The following is a 21,352-nucleotide window of genomic DNA, read 5'->3' on the forward strand; positions in this document are numbered from 1 at the left end:
AGCAAGGTGCCCCCTTGCTTTGCGGCTCTCAAAGATCGGGTTCGTAGAAGTCCTGTTCGCCGCTCTCGATGCCGCCTTCGAGCAAGTCTCGTTCCGCCCTTACGGGAGGATGGTCTCGCTCTTGCGGCCGCTCGATCGGCTGCGACTTGAGGTCGCTCGAACCGGGCTTGTCTCCTCGCATCAGCGCCTTCTCATCAGGGGACCGCTGCGCTCCGTCGGTTGCTTCACTCCTGCCAGAGAGAAGCGGTCCCGGCGGCAGTGTCGCGGCAGTTCCGCCCGCCGCGGTGGCTTCGGTGGCTATCTCAGCCTTGCCTTCGTGGAGCGCTCCCCGCGCGTCACGGATAGGCAGGGTGCGGGACTGTTCCTCACCCTTCTGGCTTGCCTCGTCGGGCGTGGGCCTCACGGTCTGCAGGTCGAGCTTCAGTTGCCGGGGGACGACCGGCTTGCCGGCGCCATCGTCATTCGCGGCTGGCGCACCTTCGGCGGGTTCGGATCGCGATGCAGGAGAAGAGGTGCCCGCTGCAGCTCCCTCATCCGGGGCAGTCCGTTGGGGGCCAGGTTCGGAGGCGCGCGCAATGAACCCTTCGGCCAACCGGGGCAAACGGCGCGGCACGAGGGTGACCGGAGCGGCCGGGAAGCCGTCCGGGAACTTGAGGTAGCCGGAGAGCCGTGGCAAGTTCATGAACTGGTCGGGAAGGAGCAGTGGTTCGATCTGTCGCCGAGGAGTCAGGCTGACGGCGTCGCGAGCATTGTTGTAGCCGTAGCTGTACCCTTCCTCCATGTCGCGCACCTGCCGATGTCCGATGAAGTCGGAGCACCAGGTCGCCGTCTCCCGGTCGGCCGTGGCAAGGATCAGTTTGCTTCGAGCCAGCGAGGATAGGGTCATCGCCATGTTCTCGCCGTAGACCTCCTTGAGCTTGGCAAAGGCATGGACGCCGGTGACGATCGCGCCGCCAAAATTGCGGGCGGTCTGGAGCCCTTTTTCCAGCGCGGGCAGCCGGTGCAATGCTCCCAGTTCGTCGACCAGGAACCAGATTCTGAGATCCGGGGTGCGCTCCATGGTCATCAGCGTGTTCATCGCGGTGTCGAGCCACAAGGTGAGTAGCTGCGAACAGATCGACATGTCGACATAGCGCGCCGAGAGGAACAGGATCGATCCCGGAGCGGAGATGCCTCGCGTCCAGTCCCGCACCGAGAAGCGCGGGCTATTGTTGGGCAGCAACTTGAGCGCCTTGGCATTGGCGTTGAACACGGCCCGGATCGACTCCGCCATGCGCGCCGCTTCGGGAGCGGTAAGCGGGTCAGCCATGGTGCCGCGCATGAGCTTGTGGACCTGTGCAAGATCGGCGGTCATTAGCCTAGTCGCGAGCGCGTGGTTGGTAGCCTGCCCGGTGCGCTGGAGATGCAGGCACATCTCGACGAAGAGCATGCGGGCGGCGAGCACCCAGAACTGCTCCGAGCCGCCACCGTCGTGCGGAACGAGTGCTTCGGCCGCTGCGTGGAATTCGCCCTCGCTGGTGCAGTCATGAAAAACGCTCCAGGTCGGGCAGCGGGCATCGAGCGGGTTCAGGATGATGTCGCGCTCGGGGTCGTAAAAGGCCTCGATGAACGCCCCGGTGAGATCGAAAACCACCGCGCGTTGCCCACGCGCCCGGGCCTCGGCGAGGAGCTGGCTCAGGGCCACGGTCTTGCCGGTGCCGGTTGTGCCGATCAGCATCGTATGGCTCTGCTCAAGGCGCCATGGCCAGGACACGCCGGCGAGATGAGCCGGGCTGTAAAAGCCTGCCTCTTCGGTCGCTGCAGCACCGGCCAGCCGCCATTTCCAGCCGAGCGCGGCTTGCAGTTCGCGAGCCCGTTCCGTGCTGTTGTGCCGGTCGATTTCTGCCTCGAGCTCGTCAAGGGTAACAAGCATCGCGCCGCGCTCGTGCTTGCGCTCCTTTGATTTGCCGCCGAACCGTTCAGCGAACCACCAAAAGGCGATAAAGGCAGGGACGAGGATGAGCGCAGAAAGGCCCATGCCGCGCCGAATGGCGGTGCCGAGCGCAGCTACGGCTTCACGCATTGGAGGAAAGTCGCGAACGACATTGAATGGCAGGCGGACGGTGCCGCCACCGGCCAGCTTCAGCTCCACCAGCTTGCCGGGATCGAACTCCATGAAGGCGTAGCCCGAAGCATAGAGATGCATCCATGCCAGGTAGATTTGGTGGTCGGTAAGCGTCGTGGTTACTTCCCAATAGGAGAGCCAGGCAGTGACAATGAAAGTCACCAAGAGCGGCCCTTTGAGCCCTGCCGCAAACATGAAACCGAAGTGACCGAGGAGCTGGCTGCCGCGCGTGAAGTTGAGGAGATTACGCTTCATCGCTGCCTCCCTCGGGTGCGGAGGCGCTGAGCCCAAGCCGGGCGAGCCTGCGATTGTAAGCCTCGTGCGTACGCTGCCGCAACGAGCCATCAGTATGGCTGGCCAGGAGCGCTTCGAGGGCTACCGTGATGAACAGGTTTTGCCGCACCGGGTCGAGGGCCCCAGGCCGCTTTCGCGCTTCGTTTTCACGCTGCCAGGCATCGACCAGCTGATCGCGAATGACGATGCTGACGGAGACCTGCTGGTCCCGGGCTTTGCCCTTGATCCAGTCAGCAAGTGGGCGGGGTACGTATGTCTGAAGACTGAGATGCCGATCCATGTTCTGGGGTCCAATTGACCCTTGCGAACCTGGTTCGATCTTGCGGAAGACAGCGATGAGAATAAATCAGGAACATTGGCGCGTCAATTGCGATAAACTGGCACCAATTCAGAGAGTTAGGTAGCCCCAATTTGCCCGTAAATCGCGAATCCAAGGCATGCATCACGCTCAAATTGGTTTAACACCAGCCCGAAACTTCAGCGTATCACACTGATATACCTATACTAAATCCAGCAGTGTCACTGCGTACGGTGTGCTCAGTCTACCAAGCTGCGGGAGGGTGATCCGGTCACTTCGCTGGACATGCTGGAGGGATTGAAGGGCCTCGATAGCGCGGAGCCAAAGCGCGTGCGGGCGCCGATGCCCGCACTCCGCTCGTCGCAACTGATCCCGAGCGCGATCGAATCAACGGCGAGCAAAATAAAAGGGCAGGAACCGCTCCCGGCTCCCACCCTTTTCGGCGTCAGAGTTCATCCAGCATCGACCCGTGAATGGTGTGGACGACACGCGTCGCCAGGTGTGCCGGCAGGGCGCAGTAGTCACCTTCATCGAGCGCGATGTATCCTAACTCGTCGTCTGCCACGATGTGCTGATCGAAGTAGCTGTGCAATGCCCTGCGTTCGGCGAGTTCCAGGGCCTCGAAGTAGCTGCGGGATGAAGCGGTGCAAGGTGCAGAATAAGCCATGATAATCCTCCTGAGGTTGTCTTGAACGACAGGGGGAAGTGCGATGTTCGTGCGCATGACGGGTCAGGGACCGCGCGCTCGCGCGGCCGCGTCAGCGGCGGTGGGGGAAACGATTTTGTCGGGGGAGGGATTCATCCCTTCTCCGGCAAAATGGTGGGGCCCTGCCGTCCTTGAGGCGGCATGTGGACGGACATCATGCTGGGCATTCCGTGAGCCAGCCCCTCTACCCTCGCGGTTGCAGGGGACGGCTATAGTCGGGCGCCGCTTTTCTCATTTTCCTACACCCTGGGCGCTGTGGCAGAAGAACTCTCGAGGGACCACAAACCAAGGGGGCGGAAAGGACTGACATGCCCCGCAAGAACAATCCGGTCGATGCCTTGAAAAAGCTCCGGGAACAGCGCGACGAACTGGCGGCCAAGGAAGCAAAGCTTCGCGACGAGGCTGCGATTGTCCTCGGCCACATTCTGATCGAGTGCGGCGCCGAGACGATCGAACCGGCAAAACTGCGCCAGATCGTGCGTGCATCGATGGCACTCGGGATCGAGGAAACGCTGAAGCGGATCGCTCCTGCTTAAGGCCAACCCAGCGGCGGCAAGGGGTTCGATGCCCCGCGCCGCCGCATCGCCCCAGAGCAAAAGAAAAGGCCCCGATGGCATCTGCCACCGGGGCCTTGTCGTGGGGCAAGGACATTCAGTCCTCGTCGATGTCGGGTGCTCCCTCGTTGCCGCCCGAACGGCCCTTGGTGAGGAAGTCGACCTTGTCGGCGATGATCTTGCAACCGTAGCGCTTGGTGCCGCTCTGATCCTCCCACTGGGTGTAGTGGATGCGACCTTCGACCGTCACGAGCTGGCCCTTGGTGCAGTACTTGGCGACGTTCTGGCCCAGGCCGTTGAAGCAGGTGATCCGGTGGAATTCGCTGTCCTTGGCGGTGTAGCCGTTCTCGTCCTTGTAGGTCTTGCCATCCTTGCGGGCGGGACGGTCGGTCACAACAGAGATCGAAGTGATGCTGGTTCCACCCTGGGTGGTGCGGGTTTCGGGGTCGCGAGCGATGCGGCCAACGAGGATAACGAGATTGGTCATGGGCTTTCTCCTGATCGAGCATTCCGGGTCCATCCCGGCTGCAAACCCGAGCAGAAGCGCCCCGCGGCGAAGCGCACCGAAGGGGAACCCGGAACTGGTTCGGGTGGTGCGGGCAGCCGGGCACAGCCCGGCAACTCGGCCGGACCTGATCCGGGTTGCGCGTCTCGACGGGGGGTGATTCAGGGACAGGTTTGTATCGAAGCCGGGTGGAGCCGGATGCCTTGAACAGGTCAGTCCTGCCTCGTTTCCCTCCGGTCTTGGGCGGATCATTCCCCCGCCAGCCCTCCACCGGAGAACCCCTTCCTAAAGCTCGGTAAGGACCGCTCCTCCAGCAGGTGGCCTGGTCCTGGACGCAACTGCTTCGCCGGGGACAGGCATATCGATCGTCACCCCTTGAGCGCCGTCCAGAGGGTTGCCTCGCAGCATCCAGGCCTGCGGCGTGATCAAGCGCGCCCAGTCAGCAAAGGAGGGGATCGAGCCCAAGTCTTCGCGGACGTGCTGCTCGCCGACCAGTCGCACCGGAACGACCCGACCATCGGCATTGACGAGGGTCTCGCCGAAGATTGCCTCCAGCATGAATATCCCCTCGGCATGGTGCCGCAGCGCGCGGTGCCGAGGGTCTGCGAGAATAGCCTTCGACTGGTCGAACCACTGGTGCAGCGGGAGATAATCATCGACCGTGCCGCCCCATTTCCGGACCGACGAGAGGGCGTGGTAGTAGCAGTGGGCCATGACAGATCTCCTAGAGCTCGGTCGAGTGATCATCGGTCGCGATGAAGCGCAGGCTGCAGTCGAGCACGAAGGTCGCTGCAGCCACATCGATCACGAGTTCGCCGCAGGCACCGTCGTTGATCTCCCAGCCAGGGTGGTGTCGTTCGAGCGCCAGATAGGTCAGCTGCTCGAGAGCTTGCCCAAGCGACGGCAGCTGCTCGGAACCGGCACCATCCGCCGTATGTGCTTCGCCTTCCTGCAGCGTAACATCAGGGCACGCGATCGCCGCACCGGCTGCATCGAGGCAGACACATTCCTCGACCGCACCGCTGTCGCCGCAACCGTCAAAGCGGATCTCGACGCGGGCGATGTCGGCTTCCTGCAAGCGCGGGAGAATGACGGTCTTGAGCTGCTGAATCTCTTCGACCACCTGGGTCTGCCGCTCGGCCTGGCGAACGGCAAAGTCGGCCATCACGGCTTCGATATCGATCATGGAATGCCTCCTGTAGAAAGGAGCCGACGACCATTCGCTGGCTCCAACCGACAGGCGCACGCCTTTCCTCTGACGGACGACGCCAGCGCCGATCCGGCGCTGGCGCGAAGACCGACAGGGTCTCAGTCGGTCTTGGCCGAAGTGTTCTTCGGATTGGTGCCCAGCGGCCCGCGGCGGTCGACCACGGTGATCCGCCGCGCCTTGGCCTCGATCACCAGACGTTCAAGAACACCGTTCCCCGGAAAGGCGATGACGTAGCGCGGATCGAGCGAGAGCATCCGCTCGTTGCGCTTGAAACCGGCACGCGCGCCGAGGCGCATATCGAGCGAGAACGTCACCTGCGGAATGCCGCGACGTTCAGCCCAGCTCGATGCCAGACGGTCGACGCCCTTGGTGTCGCCGCCGTGGATGAGCACCATGTCCGGCACGCGGTCGCGGACCTTGTCGAGGGTGGCCCAGACATTGTTGCCAAAGGTCAGCGCATCGCCTTCGGTTGCATGACGGGTACGTCCCCCGGCGAACACCACAGGCGTGCCTTCGGGCATGGCGGCACGGCGCTTGGCTTCAGCGCGGGCGCGCAGGAAATCGCGGCCTTCGACAAGCGCGGACGTCAGCATGGCGCTGTGATTGAAGCGCGAGCTCGACACTGGCTTCCAGGAGGAGCCGAACTCGTTGAGGTACATGGCTGCTGCAACCTCGCGCATCTCTTCGAGCGCCAGCATCGCGCCCTCGGCGCATTGCGCCCGCTCGACCTGGGTCTCGAGGTCATGGGTATGGACCTCGGATCCATCTGCTGTCGCAACCAGCGCGCGGACCTCGTCGGTCGCCCGGTCGACTGCCATGGATTTGCGTTCCGCCGAGCGGTGGAAGATGTTGACGAAGGCCCAGCCGAGGTCTTCGGCATCGGCCTCGAGCGCGGTGCCGGACACCATAGCGAAAAGATCGGACCAGACCGCTTCGAGGGTGTGGACGACCTGCTCCCGGACCGGGAAATCGCTTGTCGATACGGGGGCAGGACCGATGGAAAAGCCGGCAAGATCGAGCCCGGCGAGTTGGTCGGCGAATGGCGTGTGCATGGGGAAGTCCTCCTGACTGGCGTGAGGCCGGCGCACCCGCTCATGGCTGCGCCAGCGAGAGCCCGTCAGGGCCAGCATTCAGTCAGAGTTGCGCACCCGTCAGGGGAAACCTGGCTTGGCGGGCTGGCGCGGGCAGGCCTTGAGCCCTAAGGGCGAAGGCCAACACGGGCCCGACCAAGCCGGGTTGCGCAAGGCTGGCGGCTGGCCCAGGGCCTCTCTCGCATGGCGCCAGACCATGGGCGTTCGGAACAGCCATTGGCAGGGGCACGCCCTATGCCTCATGCATGCACCGCCCCTGCTCAGGTCAAGCCGCACGCTTGGTGTAAACGCCCTCTCCGTTCGACATGTGCCCGAGACAGTCATAGTCGCCGAACACGGCATCGAAGCGGGATGCGATCTGGGACAGCCAGCGCTGTGCCCGCGGTGAGCGGGCCGTGCGCCAATTGGCGTCCCAATAGGCGCCGTCATCGCGTTCGACGATCCAGACGGCCACCAGCCCGCCGTAGACCGATACGCCGAAATCCGCATAGGCATTGCGCATGAGGATCCTGTCTTCCCGTCCGCGCCAGCCGTCATGCGGGATCAGCGACGGGAAGGCCCGGCCGGCCCGCTCGCGCAGGTCGTCGCGCAGCCACTCGTATTCGAATTCCCAGTCGTCCTCGGCTTCGACCTCGAGAACCGTGAACGCGACGATTGCGCCGCTGGGATAGCTGACTGATCGGCCCATGATATCCTCCCTCAGGCAGCGAGCGCAGCATCGTCTGACGCGTCGTCAAACTGCTCAGGCATGACCCTCCCGCCGAGCTTCAGGAGCAGGCTCGAAGCCTCTTCGGCCTTGGCGGCAGCGGTCAAAATGGCGCGGTCGTCATCCTTCAGAAGCTTGAGCCAATGCTCGATATAGCTCGCATGGCTGTCGAGATGCGTTACCGGCAGCCCCAGCTCGGCGCCCAGCATCGCGCTGGAGAGTTCCGCGACAAGTTCCTCGGCGGCATAGGCCGACGTACCGAAGCGGTTCTTGAGGTCACGTCCCAGGCGGCTGGCATGGCCTGTCCAGTGCGACAGCTCATGGGCGAGCGTCGCATAGTAGTGGTCGAAGCCTGAAAACAGGCTCGTGGGCGGCATCGTGACACGATCAGCAGTCGGTTCGTAACAGGCTTCAGAGCCCTGGTGACGCAGATTGACGGGGATGGCGGCGAAGAAGGCGTCGAGCTCGGCCTCGCGCCCTTCAGGCTCGACCAGATCCAGCGTTGCAGCCGGATGGAAGCGCTCGGGCAGACCTTCGACCTGATCGGCATTGAAGACCGGATAGGCCTTGAGCACCCGGCGGGCCTCGTCGGTCTTTTCGCCGGTATCGGGGGCTTCCACCTCCTTGGTGTAGCTCTTGTAGAAGATCGCTATGGTCGACTTCTCGCCCTTGCGGACCTGGGCACCGAGCGACTTGGCCTGATTGTAGGTCATCCAGAACGGCGAGGCATAGCCGCACATGTCAGCAACCATCCACAGCCAGAACACATTCATGCCCCGGTACGGAATCCCGCAGGCCCGCAGGGGCCGCGAAACGGGCACGCCGCGCCACGGCTTGATCCACGGCTTCGTGCCAGCCTCCAGACGTGCAATGATTTCCTGTGTGATGCGGGTAGCGGGCGACAAGCCGCTGCTCTGTCCCTTGCGATAGGCCATGATGGTTCTCCTGATCTTGGCATCCGGACAGTCGGCGACGGGTTCGCCGGTCAGTGCCGCAGGAACCCGCGCCCCCTCTGCTCTCCTTCCAAAAAGGAAGCGGCCCTCCGGCGTAAGCCGAAGGACCGCTTCTCGAGGTACGAGTGGCCTTACCTGTCAGGAGGAGGTCAGGCGGCCAGCTCGCGGGGGGACTGATGCTCGGTGTCGACGCCTGGCTCAGCGTCAGTGGCGTCAATCTCGGGATCGCCAGCCTCCGGCGCAGCGGAGGCGAAGCGCATGACCTCAGGCACCCAGGCCAGAGCTTTCTCGCGCACCTCGACTTCGGTGATGTAGGTGCCGGCGAAGACGCGCTCGGCACTCATCGCGAGGTCGCCCTTCTTGACCGCAGCAAAGCGCGAGGAAAGCTCGAGACCGCCGACGTCGGTGAGCGCGTCGAGTATCACCTGCTTTGACACTCGGTCGAAGTAGTTGGCCGCAGTCGGCCGCCACCACTGCGCCATGTCGAAGCCGATGAGGCTGCCGAGGTGGTCCTGGAACGGCAGCTGACGCTCGCTCGCCATGTTGAGGCTCGCCTCGAGCGACCGGGCAACGACATAGCCAAGCCAAGCGGCACGGCTGTCATCGGATAGCGCCCGGAAGAGGTCGAAGCGGGAAGTCGCATCGCCGCCAGCGCGCCAGCTTTCGTCGAGACTGGACCTGAGCTCAGCGAGCGCGCTGCTGGCCGGAGCATCCTTGGCTTCGAAGCCGATGATCGGCCCTGCCGGCACTGGCGCGCGCAGCGTGGTGGCAGCCCGCGCCCGCCAGTCGTGCGTATCGGCATCAGCCAGCGTGAAGACCATGACATCGAGCGCAAGCCCCGGATCAGAGGCAACATGCAGGGCCAGGACATCGCGGCGCTGCATGGCCAGCTCATCGGCCAAGCGCTTGGACAAGGTAGTCCGGCGCTTGTCCGAACCCTCCTCACCAGCAACGACTTCGATTCCGCTGTCGCCTTCAGCGGGCTCAGCCTGCCTCTCACCATAGAAAACCGGCTGGAGTACCGGAGTGCCATCCCGTGAAAGCACCAGGATCATGCCCGCCTCGGCCTTCAGCTCGGGCGCAATGACTGGCGGGCGTGCGCGGATTTCCTGACACTCGCGTTCGATGGCCTCGATAGCCGCTTCGGCCGCCGCCACAGCTTCCTCGGCGCTGTCCTCATCTTCCAGGATCGCGGCATGTTCGTCATAGGAGGCATCGAGTTCGTCGAGCTTCGCCAGTTCCGCTTCGGTGAGCGGCGCCGGTTCGGCAGGAAGCCGAACCAGCCCTTCGACCAGATCGTGGCTGGCATAGGGATCAAGCGTTGGCTTGACCCAGGCAAGCCCCTGCTCGGCGGCGAGGGCTTTGGCCTGCTCTTCCATCTTTGCCGCCGCGAGGCTTTCGAGCAGCGCAACATCGACCCAGGATTCGCTGTCGTCGTCATCGAAGAGTTCGCGCTCGATCCGACCCCCGGCGGCGATGTAGGCGTCGCGGCCAACGAGCCGGGCGCGCGGATCGCTGCCCCGGACAGTCCCGGAGAGGACCATTCGCCGAATGCTGTCGGGATTGGGGGCATAGTAGGCCGAGGAAACCTGCTCGAAGACCCGGACCTGGATTTCCTGATCCGAGGTGGCGCCAAAGGCTTTGGCGATGTCGAGAGTGATCTGGCCGGAGGCCAGAGCCTCGAACACGACGGGCGCGAGCGTCGCGAGACGCAGACGGCCCTCGACGAAGCGGACGGTCAGGCCGAAGCGGCGGGAAATATCTTCGACAGTCGCACCACCTGCGACAAGCGCGGCAAAGGCCTGGGCTTCATCGGCTGGGTTCATGGCGAGGCGGTGGAAGTTTTCTGCAAGGCTGGTCTCGACCGCGGCTTCAGCGCTGTCCTCGAGCACGAGGCACGTGACTTCGTGATCGCGGGCGAGGATCTTTTCGTCCGCTAGTGCAAACATCGCAGATCGGCGGCGCTCGCCGGCTTCGACCTCGAACTTGCCCTTCGCAGCAGGCCGGACAATGAGATTCTGCAATAGTCCATGGGCTGCGATGCTGGCTTTGAGCTCGGCATCGGCAGCTCGATCACTGTGACGGCGGACATTGCGGGGAGACTGAACGAGTTTGTTCAGCGGGATCGACTTGATCATGGGACACACTCCTGATTGTGAGCCCGGTGCATCGACCTTCGACGCCCAACTGGCTCAATCAGGGCAAAGCCCACTCCCCTCTAATGCGTTCGCAGCGGATATCCTTTAAGCGCGGGGCAATGGCGAATGACTATACTTGGGGCAATCTGGACTGTCCGCTAAGGGTAGCGATCAGGCGGAAGCGGACGTTCCGAACATTCCCTCGTCAGCGTAAGCGTTCCCAGTGCCGCTCAACGCTGCCGCCGATCGAGGCAAGCACCCACACCGCACCAGGATTGAGGTATTAGTCGCACTCAATATTCCTCATCTTTCGCTCGACAACCCGTTGCTTAGCTTGTGTTCTTGCTTGTTCAATAGCCTGATGTACCTCACTCAAATTCTGAAGACATATCTGGGCACGGGCGGGAGGAAGATCGGTGAGATCGAGGTTCATCCGCCTGATGAAGTAGTAAGCCATGGACAGCCGCACTTCGATTTCACGCCTTCCACCCTCCATTGCGTAGTCGCGCTGGATGGCCAGGCTCTGCTCCTGCGTGAGTCCGGCGTGAGGACGAAGGTCCAAGGTGATCTTCCTGTTCCACTCCAGATCGTCAGCGGGATCGAAATCTGCCTTGGGGCCCGCATCGATTTTGTCGATGCGCGTCAGGACGAAGTCCCGAAAGTCGTCGCGATCGCAAGCCCATGCGCGAACATGCCAACGATATCCGTCGAAGGCGAGGGCATGGGGCGCTATCTGCCTTGTGCGTGAGTTGGTGAGCGACTGGTATCGGACCTCCACGCACTGTTTGGTCCGGATGGCGTTGAGGATCAGGCGCAGGCATTCGGCATCAACATGCCTGGCGATGTCCGGCGCCATATCTATTGACGGCATGTCGCGGAACCAGACTTCGCGCCGCGGTAAGGCCCCGGTCAGTAGCGCACGCAGTTGAATGAGCAAGCGGTCGGCGGACGCCTTCAGGAAGGATGGCTTGATATCGGGGGTGGGCCTAAACGACCGGCTTGTGCCATCATACTCAATGTTGTCACCGGCCAGTTCACGATATCGCCGGAGATCGACTGATGCCTGCGGCGTTGAGATTTCGAACGTTTCCTCCAGGTCGCTCCGGTTCAGCGCTCCTTCCCAGAACAGCTTCCATTCGATGAACTCGAAACGGCGGGTCTGCGTCCAGGGGCGCTTTTCGTCCTCGACCATGTGTATAGTTCCTTGACGGGTATAGTTACGATACCCATATTGTTTCTAGCGGGTCGGCAACCCGAGTCGCGCATCTGACCGCCCGCGTCAAGGACGGAGGGCTTCCGGAGACGATTCGATGAGCCGAGACCATGTTGGGCATCGCGATATTGTGCGCTTTGCCGAAGAGCGAGTGAACCTCCCGCAGGACAAGGCGCAGGAATATCGCGCGCAGGCGAGGCGGCTTCGCGAGAAGCTGGAAGCATATGTTGATGAGCATCCCGATTTCACGCTGCGGAAGATGATGCTTTCGGGCAGTCTGGCGAAGGGCACCGCCCTGCGCTCGCTTAACGACATCGACGTGGCCTGCTACATCAGTGGTGCTGACGCGCCGCATTCCGTCAGCGCGCTCCTGACCTACCTGGCGGAGCGCCTCCGGAAGGCATTCCCGAATTTCTCTCCGGATCAGGTTCAGCCTCAGACCTATTCGGTCACCGTGTCCTTCCGGGGATCCGGACTGGATGTGGACGTCGTGCCGATCCTCTATGACGGGGATGCACAGTGGTATGGCAACCTAGTCAGCCAGGAGGACGGCTCCTTCCTGAGGACCAGCATCCCTCTCCACCTCGAGTTCGCCGGGAAGCGCAAGAAGGCGCAGGAGAAGCATTTCGCCCAAGTCGTCCGGCTGGTGAAGTTCTGGGCGAGGCGCCAGAAGCAGGAGCGCGACGGCTTCCGCTTCAAGTCGTTCATGATCGAGATGATCATGGCCAAGCTTTGCGATGACGGGCTGGACCTCTCGGACTATCCCGAGGCCCTGCAGCACTTCTTCACCTACATCGCGACCAGCGGGTTGAAGGATCGCATTGCCTTCTCCGACTATTACCCTCTTTCCAGCATCGGCACGTTCTACGATCCCATGCGGATCATCGACCCGGTAAACGCCGAAAACAACGTATCGCGGCTCTACACCTCGGCGAACATGGACGAGATCGTGGATGCCGCGCTGGACGCCGGCGACGCCATCGATGCCGCATTGGCGGCTCCCACCAAGCAGTTGACCGTCGGCTATTGGCAGAAGGTCTTTGGCTCCACCTTCCAGGTCTGAGAGGTCACGATGTCCAGCTATAGCTATACGGAAAGCACGACCTTCACCGTGACGCATGCGCGCCACATGGCAGCCAAGATCGCAACCGACCTGAAGCGGATGCAGCGGCTCTATGGGCAACCTTACGACTGGCAGATCACTCAATTCGAGCAGGAGGCGGTCGCGATGATGAAGGCCGGGTATTTGGCTGACGTCACCTACGGCTTCAAGCGCAATGGGCAGTGGATCGAGCCGACCCTCAAGTATGCAGCGCGGGACTTGGCGGGGGCATCTGCGGGCGATGATGATCCTGGGCGGGTATTGCCTGGCAAAGACATATCCGGCGCGACATTTGGCAGCTTCATGAACTACTCAATGGCCTATTTCCTGCTTTCCGACAGCGAAAAGACGAAGTTTGAAGGCGATCTCCCCGTCCAGCGCACGACGGGGTCTGAGCCGACGATTAATGGGTATCTTGCCTCCGATCGCACCTACTCCGCTGGTGGCCGAGCTCTCGATCGTTCCAGCGTGAGGAGCTACTGATGCAAAATATGCCGAGTCTCGACGAACTGTTCGAGCGTCGCCAGACATATCCCGACTTTGATCCCCAGGAACGGCTTGCGCGCCTGGTCGGTCTGGATGATCAGAAGTCACGGCTGGCCAAGATCCTTGGCCTGCTGGTGAATCCGCAAGGATTGGAGCGCTGGGCGGAGAAGTTCGTAAAGGGCGATGCCAAGCCCATGCTCGACGCCGTACTGCGTCGTCCGCCGCTTGTCGTTCTTGCTGGCGACGTCGGTTCCGGCAAGACGGAGCTCGCGGAAACCATCGGTGACAAGGTCGCGAGGCAGGAAGGGATCGAGATCACCCTCTACCCTCTCAGTCTGGCGACCCGCGGGCAGGGCCGCGTGGGCGAGATGACGCAGCTTCTCTCTGCTGCGTTCGAGCACACGGTTCAGGCTGCCACGCGCCTGAAGGCATCGGGCAAGGCCAAGGGTGGCATCATCCTGTTGGTCGACGAGGCTGACGCCTTGGCGCAGTCGCGCGAGGCGGCGCAGATGCACCACGAGGATCGCGCCGGGGTGAACGCCTTCATCCGCGGCATCGACCGGCTCGCCAACCTTCGCCTGCCCGCGGCTGTCATCATGTGCACCAACAGGCTGAACGCACTCGACCCGGCGGTCCGAAGGCGAGCGGCGGATGTCATGGCCTTCGCGCGGCCGAACGACGAGCAGCGCTTCCACATCCTATCCATGCGACTGGGCGGCTTGGGATTCACGCAGCCCCAGATCCACGAGTTGGTCGTCTCGACCGGCGCTGCACAGGGAAAGCCAGGGTTCACCTTCTCCGACATCACCCAACGCCTGCTCCCTGCAATAGCACTGGATGCCTATCCGGACCGGCCCATCGAGGCCACCCGCGCACTACAGATCGCGAAGGGTATGACCGCGACACCTCCGTTCCGTGACGAGGTGCAGACATCAGGAGCTTTGAAATGACCTGGTCCATCCAAACGCTGCTGTCGGAACTCCATGACGACATTCAGGATCGGCTCGCACGGGCGCGAAAGGCTTTTGGCCATCCCGGCACCAAGGGAGATGCCAGCGAGTCGGTGTGGCTGGAGCTGTTGGAGACCTATCTGCCCCAACGCTATCAGGCGACTTCGGCGCATGTTGTCGATAGTGATGGCAAGTTCAGCGAACAGATCGACGTGGTCGTCTTCGATCGGCAGTATTCGCCCTTCATCTTTAATTTTCAGGGCCAGAAGGTGATTCCCGCTGAGAGCGTCTATGGCGTCTTCGAGGCGAAGCAGTCGATCAACGCCGAGCATGTCGCCTATGCTAGAAAGAAGGTGGCCAGCGTCCGGCGTCTGCATCGCACCAGCCTACCGATTCCCCATGCAGGCGGCACCTATCCGGCCAAGCCGCTACAGCATATTATCGGTGGTCTGCTGACTCTGGAAAGTGACTGGAGTCCAGGGCTGGGAGAGCCATTGACCAATGCGTTAGCGACGGTTGGGAGCGACGACCGTCTCGACCTGGGCTGCGTCGCGGCGCATGGCATCTTCTCCTGTGACAACGATGGGTGCGGCACGCTCACGCCCATTGGCAAGCCGGCCACTGCGTTTCTGTTCGAGCTAATCGCGCGGCTGCAGGAAAAGGCTACCGTGCCGATGATCGATGTAAGAGCTTACGCCCGCTGGCTCGATGTTGATCTGCCAGTATGAGTGCATCAATATTAATAGGCAGCCAGCTTGTAGCGGCACCTTGGCTCAGACGTACGCGTAGAAGCGGATGGGTCGGAACGTTTCGCCCTCACGGGTCGAGTTAACAACCGGCAGCTATCAGGAACCTGAAGCGGCGGTCTGAATGCCTGGAAGCAAGGCGATTTTTGCCATTTCAGCGGTGAGGCCGGCAGCTTCGGTGGACGCGCTGGACACCGAGCATTATCGTGGTCCGCCATGCTCCGCCTCCATTGCACCAAGAAACTGCTTGATCGGATCAAACCGGAAATCGTTGCCCCTGGGCAAAGCGACACCGCCCTGGGCAATTGGTATGCCACGGTGCTGTTCTGGAAGCCGCAAGTCGCTTTGCTGGTTTCTGAGCGCACGCTGCTTCCTGTGCTTATGCCTCTGGCCCCAGCGGCCTCGTTTGCTCGAAGATTCCCCGCACAATTGGCGCTGGTTCTGAAGGAGCACGGCGTCTCATCTGAATTCATTGCCCAGGAAGTCTGGCGGATGGACCAGGTCCGGTACGCAAAGACTGCGAACCGGAGCGTCGTGGGCATCCTCAATGAGTTCGTTAAGCAGGCCGAATTCTGGCTGGCCGCCTATGCCTATGAAAAGGGTGATGATGACGACCTCCTAGCGATTTCGGCCAAGCTTGCGGAGACGCCATGTAGCCCGCTGTACAAGGGCCCAGTTTCGCCGGACAAAGCCCTTCATGAAATCGTGAAGGCTGGTACGCAGACTTGAGTCTTTTGGCCGGACACTGTGCTCCCAGATTCTACAACACTCGGCCAGAAGCCCAACTCATGCGGTCAGACAGGATCGGCCGGCAAATCGACGATACGGAAAACAGCCCCTGATCCAGCATCACGCACGAGGTCAACGCGCGCTCCATCCCAGTGGTAGTTGAGGTGCCGCCCCTGGAGGGGATTTGACGCGCAGTCCGGGTAGAAGAGCGCGACGCATTCCCCACCGGGATGCCGGATGCTCGGGTAGGCAATGCCGTTTGATCCCGCGGCCTTGAGGTGCCGCGCGAACGCTTGGGATGCGGCATAGCTGTTGGGATCGAGCGCCGGAACCGGCTCCCCCGCCAGAGTTCGGAGATCATGCAAGTCGGCATCGACTGACATGACGATCTCCCGGAACTGCGAGGTCCAGCCAGATGCTTCCTTCGTCCGGGCCATGAAGCGGGCATGGTGGTGGATCGTCTCGAACAGTGCGGTCTCGAACCGGTCGCCCAAGTAGAGCACGCCGTAGCTGCCATCGGTAAAGCGGCTTGGCCGATCCGTGCTGACGTGGGTGAACGGCGCCATGAGGTAGGACGCGCCATTACCGCCCACGCGGCGTTCGACCGGAATGAGGTCGAGATTGCCAATTGTCGCCATGATGCGCGGATTGGTCTTCTGCTCTGCCGAGATCAGCAGCGGCCAGTCGGCTGGATCAGCGATGTCTTCGAACAGGTCGATCGGCGGAAAGGCGCTGCGGATGATCCTGACAGCGCCCTTCCACTCAACTCGAGAAACGGGGATATCCGCCGTTTCGTTCACCAGCCACCACGCTCGGCGTCGAGGTAGCGACGCACCCGCATGATATCGGTGAGTTCGCCCCCGAGCATCGCGTCGAGCGCACTGGATCCGCCAAACGCATCATTGGCCGACCTGATCCAGGCATAGCTGCGGGTTGCCTCCGAGAAGATGATCCGAAGCGCCTTATGAATGCCCATCAGGTTGGACAGCCGAGCGCGGCCATCGCGCGAGACGCGCCCGGGGCCTTCGGCTTTCCAGCGGCGATAGGATCGCACCGGCATGTCGAGCAGCGTTGCAGCCTGCTCGTCGGTCAGCTCCCATTTGCCGAACAGATTGAGGACTGCCCGAAACATGGCAGCTGCCTCGTCCTGGGTAATCGGATCGGGACGGAAAGCGGTAACGGCAGTATCAACGGGTTGCAGAGCCAGCATGGCAGATCTCCATATGGCATCATATACGCCAATCAATGCCATATGGCAACGATCTATGTGGATGATGCCAATCTGGCAATCACGTTCGCCGCGCCCTCGATCGGCACGAACAGCCGCGTCTGGTAGCGGATGATTTCCGTGAAACACCCTTGAGCCTTGTACCAGTCAAGGCGGGCTATGCTCCATCCGGTCAGTTCTATTCGCTGTGAGCCATTGACCAGACTGCGCTTGACCATGAGCTGCTCACGGCCAGCGAATTCCACGGCTCGGCCTGTCGCCAGGACGGTCTGGACGATCTCATCGGCGGAAAGCGATTGCACGCGTTCCAGACCCAGTGCCCGGCACAGTTCTGGAACACAATGGAGAGGAACCTCCCGGCCAAGGAGCGACCGGCCATCCGCCGCTGAGATGCGGCTGACCCTTACGAAATCGGATGGGAGCTTGTCCCAGACCGGCAGCAGGAGGCCCGTCGCCAGATAGAGGCGCTCGCGCTTGTGGTTCGACCGCGCTTCCTCGACCTCCGCGGCCCAGGCTTCGCGGAACTCGCCCACAGGGATCTGCTCCCAACTGCTCTCAGCCAGCTGACCCTCAGTGATGTGGCTGCGCTTCAGCGGGCGCAGTAACTCGAAGCGGGCCACGCGCGTGCCGTCATCGGCAAGAATGCTGCGGGTGGGCACGAGCAAGGCAACCCGGCCTGAGCGGGCGTTCCGAACAGGCTGCTGCCGTTGCCCGGCGAGGCCGTGGAGCTCCTCGAGCCGCTTCAGCGTGAGCGGCTTAAGGGCTCTGGCGATTTCCAGTTCCAGCAGATGGGTGGTCGCACCCGAGGCCGGATCGGTACGCAGCAACGTGTCGGACAGGATCACGAAGTCTTCGACCGCGATGGTCTCTAGACCGAGGTCGAGTGTGCCGGCCTTTCGGGCAGCATCGATACGCGCCTCGACCAGCCCCATGAACTCATCGAAGATCGCGTTCTGCAAGGCGATGGGAAGTGCGAGGATGCGGTTGAGCCAGCGCTGGATCGGCGGCAGGTCATCGACCATCGATCCGTCAGGGGCTTCGATCCTGAGACCTGTCAGCTCTTGGAAGCGCCCCAGGCTGACCGCTTCGAGCTTGCCGGTGAACATAAGCCCGAACCAGCGATGGAGCGCCTCCTTGGCATAGATGCTCTCGAGGTTGTCAGCCGGATCAAAGAGGTTCTGACCGCCGGTCTGGCGCTGCCCGCGCGTCAAGGCACCGAGGCTGTCGAGGCGGCGTGCGATCGTCGAGATGAACCGGCGTTCGCCGCGCACATCGGTCGTCACTGGCCTAAACATTGGGGCCGACGCCTGGTTGGTGCGATTGGTCCGGCCAAGTCCCTGGATCGCGGCGTCAGCCCGCCAACCCGGCTCGAGCAGAAAATGGACGCGGCGGGCCTGGTTCTTGGCCGCGAGATCCGCATGGTAGCTGCGTCCGGTCCCTCCGGCATCCGAAAAGACCAGAATCCGCTTGGTCCCGTCCATGAAGGCCTGTGTTTCAGCGACATTGGCGCGCGGCGAGCGGGATTGCAGTTTCTGACAGCCATCGCGGCCGACGATGAGCCGACGTGTCCGGCCGCTCACTTCCGCCACCTGATCCACGCCGAAGCGTTCGATGATGGCATCAAGCGCGGTCGCGATGGGCGGCAAGGCGCAGAGCTGCTCTATCATCCGGTCGCGCGCGGCGAGGGCCGACCGGCACAATACCGGCGCGCCCTGCTCGTCGCTCATCGGCTCGGAACGAGGATTGCCGTTTTCGTCGGTGAAGACGGCCATCAGCCGGACAGGAAAGCTCTTGGCGAGATAGTCGATCACATATTCCCGCGGGGACAGATCGATTTCCAGCGCTTCGCGTTCCTCGTCCGAAAGGTCGGCAAGCCGCCGGTTGAGCATGGCTTCTGCGGTCGAGACGAGCTGGACAACAACAGCGTTCCCATCGGCAATGGCGGCGTCGATGGCTGGCAACAGGCTCGGCAGCTTCATCGACAAAAGCAGCTGCGCGAAAAAGCGCTGCTTGGTGCCCTCGAAGATCGACAGCGCTGCGGACTTGGCACCGGAGTTGAGCGTCCCTCCGGTTTCGCTATCGACAATCCGCGTGGCCTCGAGCGCTTCGCGCAGGTTGGCGTGGATGATCGCCCAAGCTTCAGCGTAGGCATCATAGACCGCGATCTGATCCTCGCTCAGGCGATGCTCGAGGATCTCGTATTCGACGCCGGCGAAGGACAATGCGCGCGCGGTGTAGAGGCCGAGCGACTTGAGGTCCCGCGCAACCAGTTCCATTGCTGCGATCCCGCCGTCACGAATGTCGGCCACGAAGGCCTCGCGATTGGCGAAGGCGGTCTCAGGTCCCCACAGGCCAAGGCGCGTCGCATAGGCCAGGTTGTTGACGTCGGACGCGCCGGTTGCCGAGGCATAGAGCACCCGCGCGCGGGGCAGGAGGTTTTGCAGGCGCACGCCGGCGATACCCTGCTCCGAGCCCTTGACCTTGCCCCGTGATCCTTCTCCGCCAGCGGCATTGGCCATGGCGTGCGCCTCGTCGAACACGATTACGCCCTCGAAGTCATCGCCCGCCCAGGCGAGGATCTGGTCGAGGCGGGTCGCATCACTTCGGCCTGACCGCAGGGTCGGGTAGGTCACGAATAAGATGCCGTCGCGCATGGCGATGGGGGTGCCGAGTTTCCAGGATGCAAGCGGCTGGATGTCGATCGGAAGGCCGCCAAGTGCAGCCCAGTCGCGCCGGGCATCTTCCAGCAGCGCCTCATTCTTGGAGATCCAGACATGGCGGCGTTCACCGCGCACCCAGCGATCGAGGATGACGCTCGCAACCTGACGGCCCTTCCCGGCGCCCGTTCCGTCCCCGAGGAAATAGCCCTGCCGGTAGGTCAGACCGTCCGCCGATGCCTTGAGCGAACAGCCCTTGTCCTCTGGCTCGAACCGGCCGGGAAGATCGCGCCCATGGGCGCTTGCAGCGTAGATCAGGGTCTCTGCCTGGGCAGCTGATAGCAGCCCCGTGGCAATCAGCCCGTCGGGCAGCTGCGGCACAGCTTCGGCCATTGGTGCGGCGATCGACCCCATGGCGACGGACTCAACGAGCGGCGTCGGATGCTCGGCGGCTCCATCGATCACGATTCTGCTTGGGCGATAGGGCAGATAGTGGCCGACCTGAGGGGCAAGCGGCGCAGGGGCTTCGAGCGACTGATAGGTGAGCGACCCGATAGCGGATGCTGTAGGAGTGATCCTGCCTGGTGTCGGCAGCGGTCTGCGCGGCGCGGCCATCAGGCGAAACGGCGAACGAACTGGAAGGCTCGATTGCTCGGGAAAAGCCTCCAGGCTGGCGCGAGCCGGCAAAGCATCGACAAGATCGACCAGCTGGCCGATTTCGCTGGTACAGATTGTGACGGGCTCCTTGGAGCCTCCCACCTTGTCGATGACCAGCAGCCGGGTGGTGATCCCGGTGCCATGCCTGATGAACGCACGTTCGACGGCGACATTGAGCCGCAGCGAAGCTGGCCCCTTCAGCCCGGCCAGAAACCTCGCGCAATCGAACCATTCGGGCATGATTGCGACAAGCCGACCGCCGGACGCCAGACGGTTCCAGGCCGACCTCAGGTGGCGCAAGCCGGTGCGACTATCGTGCCCTCGCTCGATGCCGCGCGAATAGGGCGGGTTCATCAACACGACGCCAGGGATGATGGCGGGATCGAGCAGTTCGTCGATCAGCTCGGCGTCATGACCAGCCACTCGCGCAGCCGGGAATACAGCATTCAGGCAGTTGCGGCGAAGCGGCGAGATTTCGTTTAGAGCGAGGCGCGAGGCAGCCTTGGCGGCCCAGACCGCGAGCATGCCCGTTCCGGCCGAGGGTTCCAGCACAAGCTCGTCAGTCGCCAGCGCGCAGGCCCGAGCAGCAAGCCAGCCAAGGCGCGGCGGTGTTGCGAACTGCTGCCATTCGATCTGCTCGTCGCTGCGATTGGTCTGGGTCGGCAGTACGGATTCCAACGCCGTAAACATCCGGTCGGCGTCGGCTGCCGAAGCGGTAAGGTCGATCTGTGCGTTGGCCTGCAGAAATTCGGTCTGAGCCAATTCCAACGCGATATGCGCATCGCGCACCGACCAGCGCCCATCTGCGTCTGTGCCCCCGAAATGATCGGTCAAAAGCGTATGCAACTGCCGACGCGTGATCGGTTCGCCGGATGCTAGGTTTGCGGCGATGGTGCGAGCAGCTAGCAGGACTAGCGGTTCAGATGGTGGGGGAAGCAAGAGAGCGGGAGCAGAGCTTGGCATTTGAAACCTCCTAACGAAGCCCAGTCCACTGGGCGGGCTTCATCAGGCCAAAAGCCATCTCC

20 protein-coding genes are annotated in these 21,352 nt (G+C 62.6%); 6 read left to right on the forward strand and 14 right to left on the reverse strand.

Annotated elements, in window-relative coordinates; translation table 11 throughout:
- Positions 1 to 28: 28 nt before the first annotated feature.
- The 3 genes from Q0071_RS06950 to Q0071_RS06960 form a co-directional block, all read right to left on the reverse strand.
- Positions 29 to 2,359 (reverse strand): type IV secretion system DNA-binding domain-containing protein, encoded by a 2,331-nt coding sequence (locus Q0071_RS06950; protein WP_298166684.1) that lies wholly within the window; start codon positions 2,357 to 2,359, stop codon positions 29 to 31.
- The gene (locus Q0071_RS06955; RefSeq protein ID WP_083276889.1) at positions 2,349 to 2,678 is read right to left on the reverse strand and encodes a hypothetical protein; all 330 of its coding nucleotides are present in this window, start codon (positions 2,676 to 2,678) and stop codon (positions 2,349 to 2,351) included. The genes Q0071_RS06950 and Q0071_RS06955 overlap by 11 nt, the downstream gene beginning before the upstream one ends.
- Before the next feature lie 463 nt (positions 2,679 to 3,141).
- On the reverse strand, positions 3,142 to 3,363 hold the full coding sequence (locus tag Q0071_RS06960; protein ID WP_298166690.1) for a hypothetical protein: 222 nt from the start codon (positions 3,361 to 3,363) through the stop codon (positions 3,142 to 3,144).
- Between the two features lie 347 nt (positions 3,364 to 3,710).
- On the opposite strand from Q0071_RS06960, the gene Q0071_RS06965 reads away from it, so the two are divergent.
- Positions 3,711 to 3,938, forward strand: coding sequence for a DUF6437 family protein (locus tag Q0071_RS06965; RefSeq protein WP_298166692.1), 228 nt, complete (start codon positions 3,711 to 3,713; stop codon positions 3,936 to 3,938).
- A gap of 115 nt (positions 3,939 to 4,053) precedes the next feature.
- Here Q0071_RS06965 and Q0071_RS06970 read toward each other — a convergent pair whose 3' ends face one another.
- From Q0071_RS06970 to Q0071_RS07005, 8 genes are all read right to left on the reverse strand, one after another.
- Positions 4,054 to 4,443: a single-stranded DNA-binding protein gene (locus tag Q0071_RS06970; protein ID WP_298166694.1), complete on the reverse strand. Its 390-nt coding sequence runs from the start codon at positions 4,441 to 4,443 to the stop codon at positions 4,054 to 4,056.
- Between the two features lie 303 nt (positions 4,444 to 4,746).
- Positions 4,747 to 5,175, reverse strand: coding sequence for a hypothetical protein (locus Q0071_RS06975; RefSeq protein ID WP_298166696.1), 429 nt, complete (start codon positions 5,173 to 5,175; stop codon positions 4,747 to 4,749).
- 10 nt (positions 5,176 to 5,185) lie between these two features.
- Positions 5,186 to 5,647, reverse strand: coding sequence for a DUF6878 family protein (locus tag Q0071_RS06980; protein WP_298166698.1), 462 nt, complete (start codon positions 5,645 to 5,647; stop codon positions 5,186 to 5,188).
- 122 nt (positions 5,648 to 5,769) lie between these two features.
- Positions 5,770 to 6,723, reverse strand: coding sequence for a DUF2493 domain-containing protein (locus Q0071_RS06985; protein WP_298166700.1), 954 nt, complete (start codon positions 6,721 to 6,723; stop codon positions 5,770 to 5,772).
- Positions 6,724 to 7,027: 304 nt separating this feature from the next.
- Positions 7,028 to 7,450, reverse strand: a complete 423-nt coding sequence (locus Q0071_RS06990; protein WP_298166702.1) for a hypothetical protein — start codon at positions 7,448 to 7,450, stop codon at positions 7,028 to 7,030.
- An 11-nt stretch (positions 7,451 to 7,461) separates the two neighbouring features.
- Positions 7,462 to 8,403, reverse strand: coding sequence for a zincin-like metallopeptidase domain-containing protein (locus tag Q0071_RS06995; RefSeq protein WP_298166704.1), 942 nt, complete (start codon positions 8,401 to 8,403; stop codon positions 7,462 to 7,464).
- A 167-nt stretch (positions 8,404 to 8,570) separates the two neighbouring features.
- Positions 8,571 to 10,559: a ParB/RepB/Spo0J family partition protein gene (locus Q0071_RS07000; protein WP_298166706.1), complete on the reverse strand. Its 1,989-nt coding sequence runs from the start codon at positions 10,557 to 10,559 to the stop codon at positions 8,571 to 8,573.
- 283 nt (positions 10,560 to 10,842) lie between these two features.
- On the reverse strand, positions 10,843 to 11,751 hold the full coding sequence (locus Q0071_RS07005) for a WYL domain-containing protein (RefSeq protein ID WP_298166708.1): 909 nt from the start codon (positions 11,749 to 11,751) through the stop codon (positions 10,843 to 10,845).
- 118 nt (positions 11,752 to 11,869) lie between these two features.
- On the opposite strand from Q0071_RS07005, the gene Q0071_RS07010 reads away from it, so the two are divergent.
- The 5 genes from Q0071_RS07010 (at position 11,870) to Q0071_RS07030 (ending at position 15,785) form a co-directional block, all read left to right on the forward strand.
- Positions 11,870 to 12,835, forward strand: coding sequence for a CBASS oligonucleotide cyclase (locus tag Q0071_RS07010; RefSeq protein WP_298166710.1), 966 nt, complete (start codon positions 11,870 to 11,872; stop codon positions 12,833 to 12,835).
- Between the two features lie 9 nt (positions 12,836 to 12,844).
- Positions 12,845 to 13,357 carry a hypothetical protein gene (locus Q0071_RS07015; protein WP_298166712.1) on the forward strand — a complete coding sequence of 171 codons (513 nt, stop codon included), beginning with the start codon at positions 12,845 to 12,847 and terminating at the stop codon, positions 13,355 to 13,357.
- Complete coding sequence (locus Q0071_RS07020) at positions 13,357 to 14,310, forward strand: AAA family ATPase (RefSeq protein WP_298166714.1); 954 nt, start codon at positions 13,357 to 13,359, stop codon at positions 14,308 to 14,310. Before Q0071_RS07015 ends, Q0071_RS07020 begins: the two co-directional genes overlap by 1 nt.
- The gene (locus Q0071_RS07025) at positions 14,307 to 15,038 is read left to right on the forward strand and encodes a DUF6602 domain-containing protein (RefSeq protein WP_298166716.1); all 732 of its coding nucleotides are present in this window, start codon (positions 14,307 to 14,309) and stop codon (positions 15,036 to 15,038) included. The genes Q0071_RS07020 and Q0071_RS07025 overlap by 4 nt, the downstream gene beginning before the upstream one ends.
- A 234-nt stretch (positions 15,039 to 15,272) precedes the next feature.
- Positions 15,273 to 15,785, forward strand: a complete 513-nt coding sequence (locus Q0071_RS07030; RefSeq protein WP_298166718.1) for a hypothetical protein — start codon at positions 15,273 to 15,275, stop codon at positions 15,783 to 15,785.
- 65 nt (positions 15,786 to 15,850) lie between these two features.
- Here the strand turns inward: Q0071_RS07030 and Q0071_RS07035 are convergent, their stop codons facing one another.
- Genes Q0071_RS07035 through Q0071_RS07045 form a run of 3 tightly spaced genes read right to left on the reverse strand, consistent with a single transcriptional unit; the run spans position 15,851 to position 21,290 of the window.
- Positions 15,851 to 16,585 (reverse strand): RES family NAD+ phosphorylase, encoded by a 735-nt coding sequence (locus tag Q0071_RS07035; protein WP_298166720.1) that lies wholly within the window; start codon positions 16,583 to 16,585, stop codon positions 15,851 to 15,853.
- Positions 16,582 to 16,995, reverse strand: a complete 414-nt coding sequence (locus Q0071_RS07040; RefSeq protein ID WP_366886214.1) for an MbcA/ParS/Xre antitoxin family protein — start codon at positions 16,993 to 16,995, stop codon at positions 16,582 to 16,584. The genes Q0071_RS07035 and Q0071_RS07040 overlap by 4 nt, the downstream gene beginning before the upstream one ends.
- A gap of 53 nt (positions 16,996 to 17,048) precedes the next feature.
- Complete coding sequence (locus Q0071_RS07045) at positions 17,049 to 21,290, reverse strand: strawberry notch family protein (protein WP_298166724.1); 4,242 nt, start codon at positions 21,288 to 21,290, stop codon at positions 17,049 to 17,051.
- Between the last annotated feature and the right edge of the window lie 62 nt (positions 21,291 to 21,352).

This window comes from Novosphingobium sp. (assembly GCF_027486195.1).
GTDB lineage: Bacteria > Pseudomonadota > Alphaproteobacteria > Sphingomonadales > Sphingomonadaceae > Novosphingobium.

Bases quoted from the DNA above. Each gene is read 5' to 3' on its own strand.
- Q0071_RS06995 (WP_298166704.1), bottom strand. From the start codon at position 8,403: ATGGCCTATCGCAAGGGACAGAGCAGCGGCTTGTCGCCCGCTACCCGC.
- Q0071_RS07040 (WP_366886214.1), bottom strand. From the start codon at position 16,995: ATGCTGGCTCTGCAACCCGTTGATACTGCCGTTACCGCTTTCCGTCCC.
- Q0071_RS07020 (WP_298166714.1), top strand. From the start codon at position 13,357: ATGCAAAATATGCCGAGTCTCGACGAACTGTTCGAGCGTCGCCAGACA.
- Q0071_RS06955 (WP_083276889.1), bottom strand. From the start codon at position 2,678: ATGGATCGGCATCTCAGTCTTCAGACATACGTACCCCGCCCACTTGCT.
- Q0071_RS06990 (WP_298166702.1), bottom strand. From the start codon at position 7,450: ATGGGCCGATCAGTCAGCTATCCCAGCGGCGCAATCGTCGCGTTCACG.
- Q0071_RS07025 (WP_298166716.1), top strand. From the start codon at position 14,307: ATGACCTGGTCCATCCAAACGCTGCTGTCGGAACTCCATGACGACATT.
- Q0071_RS06980 (WP_298166698.1), bottom strand. From the start codon at position 5,647: ATGATCGATATCGAAGCCGTGATGGCCGACTTTGCCGTTCGCCAGGCC.
- Q0071_RS07015 (WP_298166712.1), top strand. From the start codon at position 12,845: ATGTCCAGCTATAGCTATACGGAAAGCACGACCTTCACCGTGACGCAT.
- Q0071_RS06965 (WP_298166692.1), top strand. From the start codon at position 3,711: ATGCCCCGCAAGAACAATCCGGTCGATGCCTTGAAAAAGCTCCGGGAA.
- Q0071_RS07005 (WP_298166708.1), bottom strand. From the start codon at position 11,751: ATGGTCGAGGACGAAAAGCGCCCCTGGACGCAGACCCGCCGTTTCGAG.
- Q0071_RS07010 (WP_298166710.1), top strand. From the start codon at position 11,870: ATGAGCCGAGACCATGTTGGGCATCGCGATATTGTGCGCTTTGCCGAA.
- Q0071_RS06970 (WP_298166694.1), bottom strand. From the start codon at position 4,443: ATGACCAATCTCGTTATCCTCGTTGGCCGCATCGCTCGCGACCCCGAA.
- Q0071_RS07030 (WP_298166718.1), top strand. From the start codon at position 15,273: ATGCTCCGCCTCCATTGCACCAAGAAACTGCTTGATCGGATCAAACCG.
- Q0071_RS06960 (WP_298166690.1), bottom strand. From the start codon at position 3,363: ATGGCTTATTCTGCACCTTGCACCGCTTCATCCCGCAGCTACTTCGAG.
- Q0071_RS07000 (WP_298166706.1), bottom strand. From the start codon at position 10,559: ATGATCAAGTCGATCCCGCTGAACAAACTCGTTCAGTCTCCCCGCAAT.
- Q0071_RS07045 (WP_298166724.1), bottom strand. From the start codon at position 21,290: ATGCCAAGCTCTGCTCCCGCTCTCTTGCTTCCCCCACCATCTGAACCG.
- Q0071_RS06950 (WP_298166684.1), bottom strand. From the start codon at position 2,359: ATGAAGCGTAATCTCCTCAACTTCACGCGCGGCAGCCAGCTCCTCGGT.
- Q0071_RS06985 (WP_298166700.1), bottom strand. From the start codon at position 6,723: ATGCACACGCCATTCGCCGACCAACTCGCCGGGCTCGATCTTGCCGGC.
- Q0071_RS06975 (WP_298166696.1), bottom strand. From the start codon at position 5,175: ATGGCCCACTGCTACTACCACGCCCTCTCGTCGGTCCGGAAATGGGGC.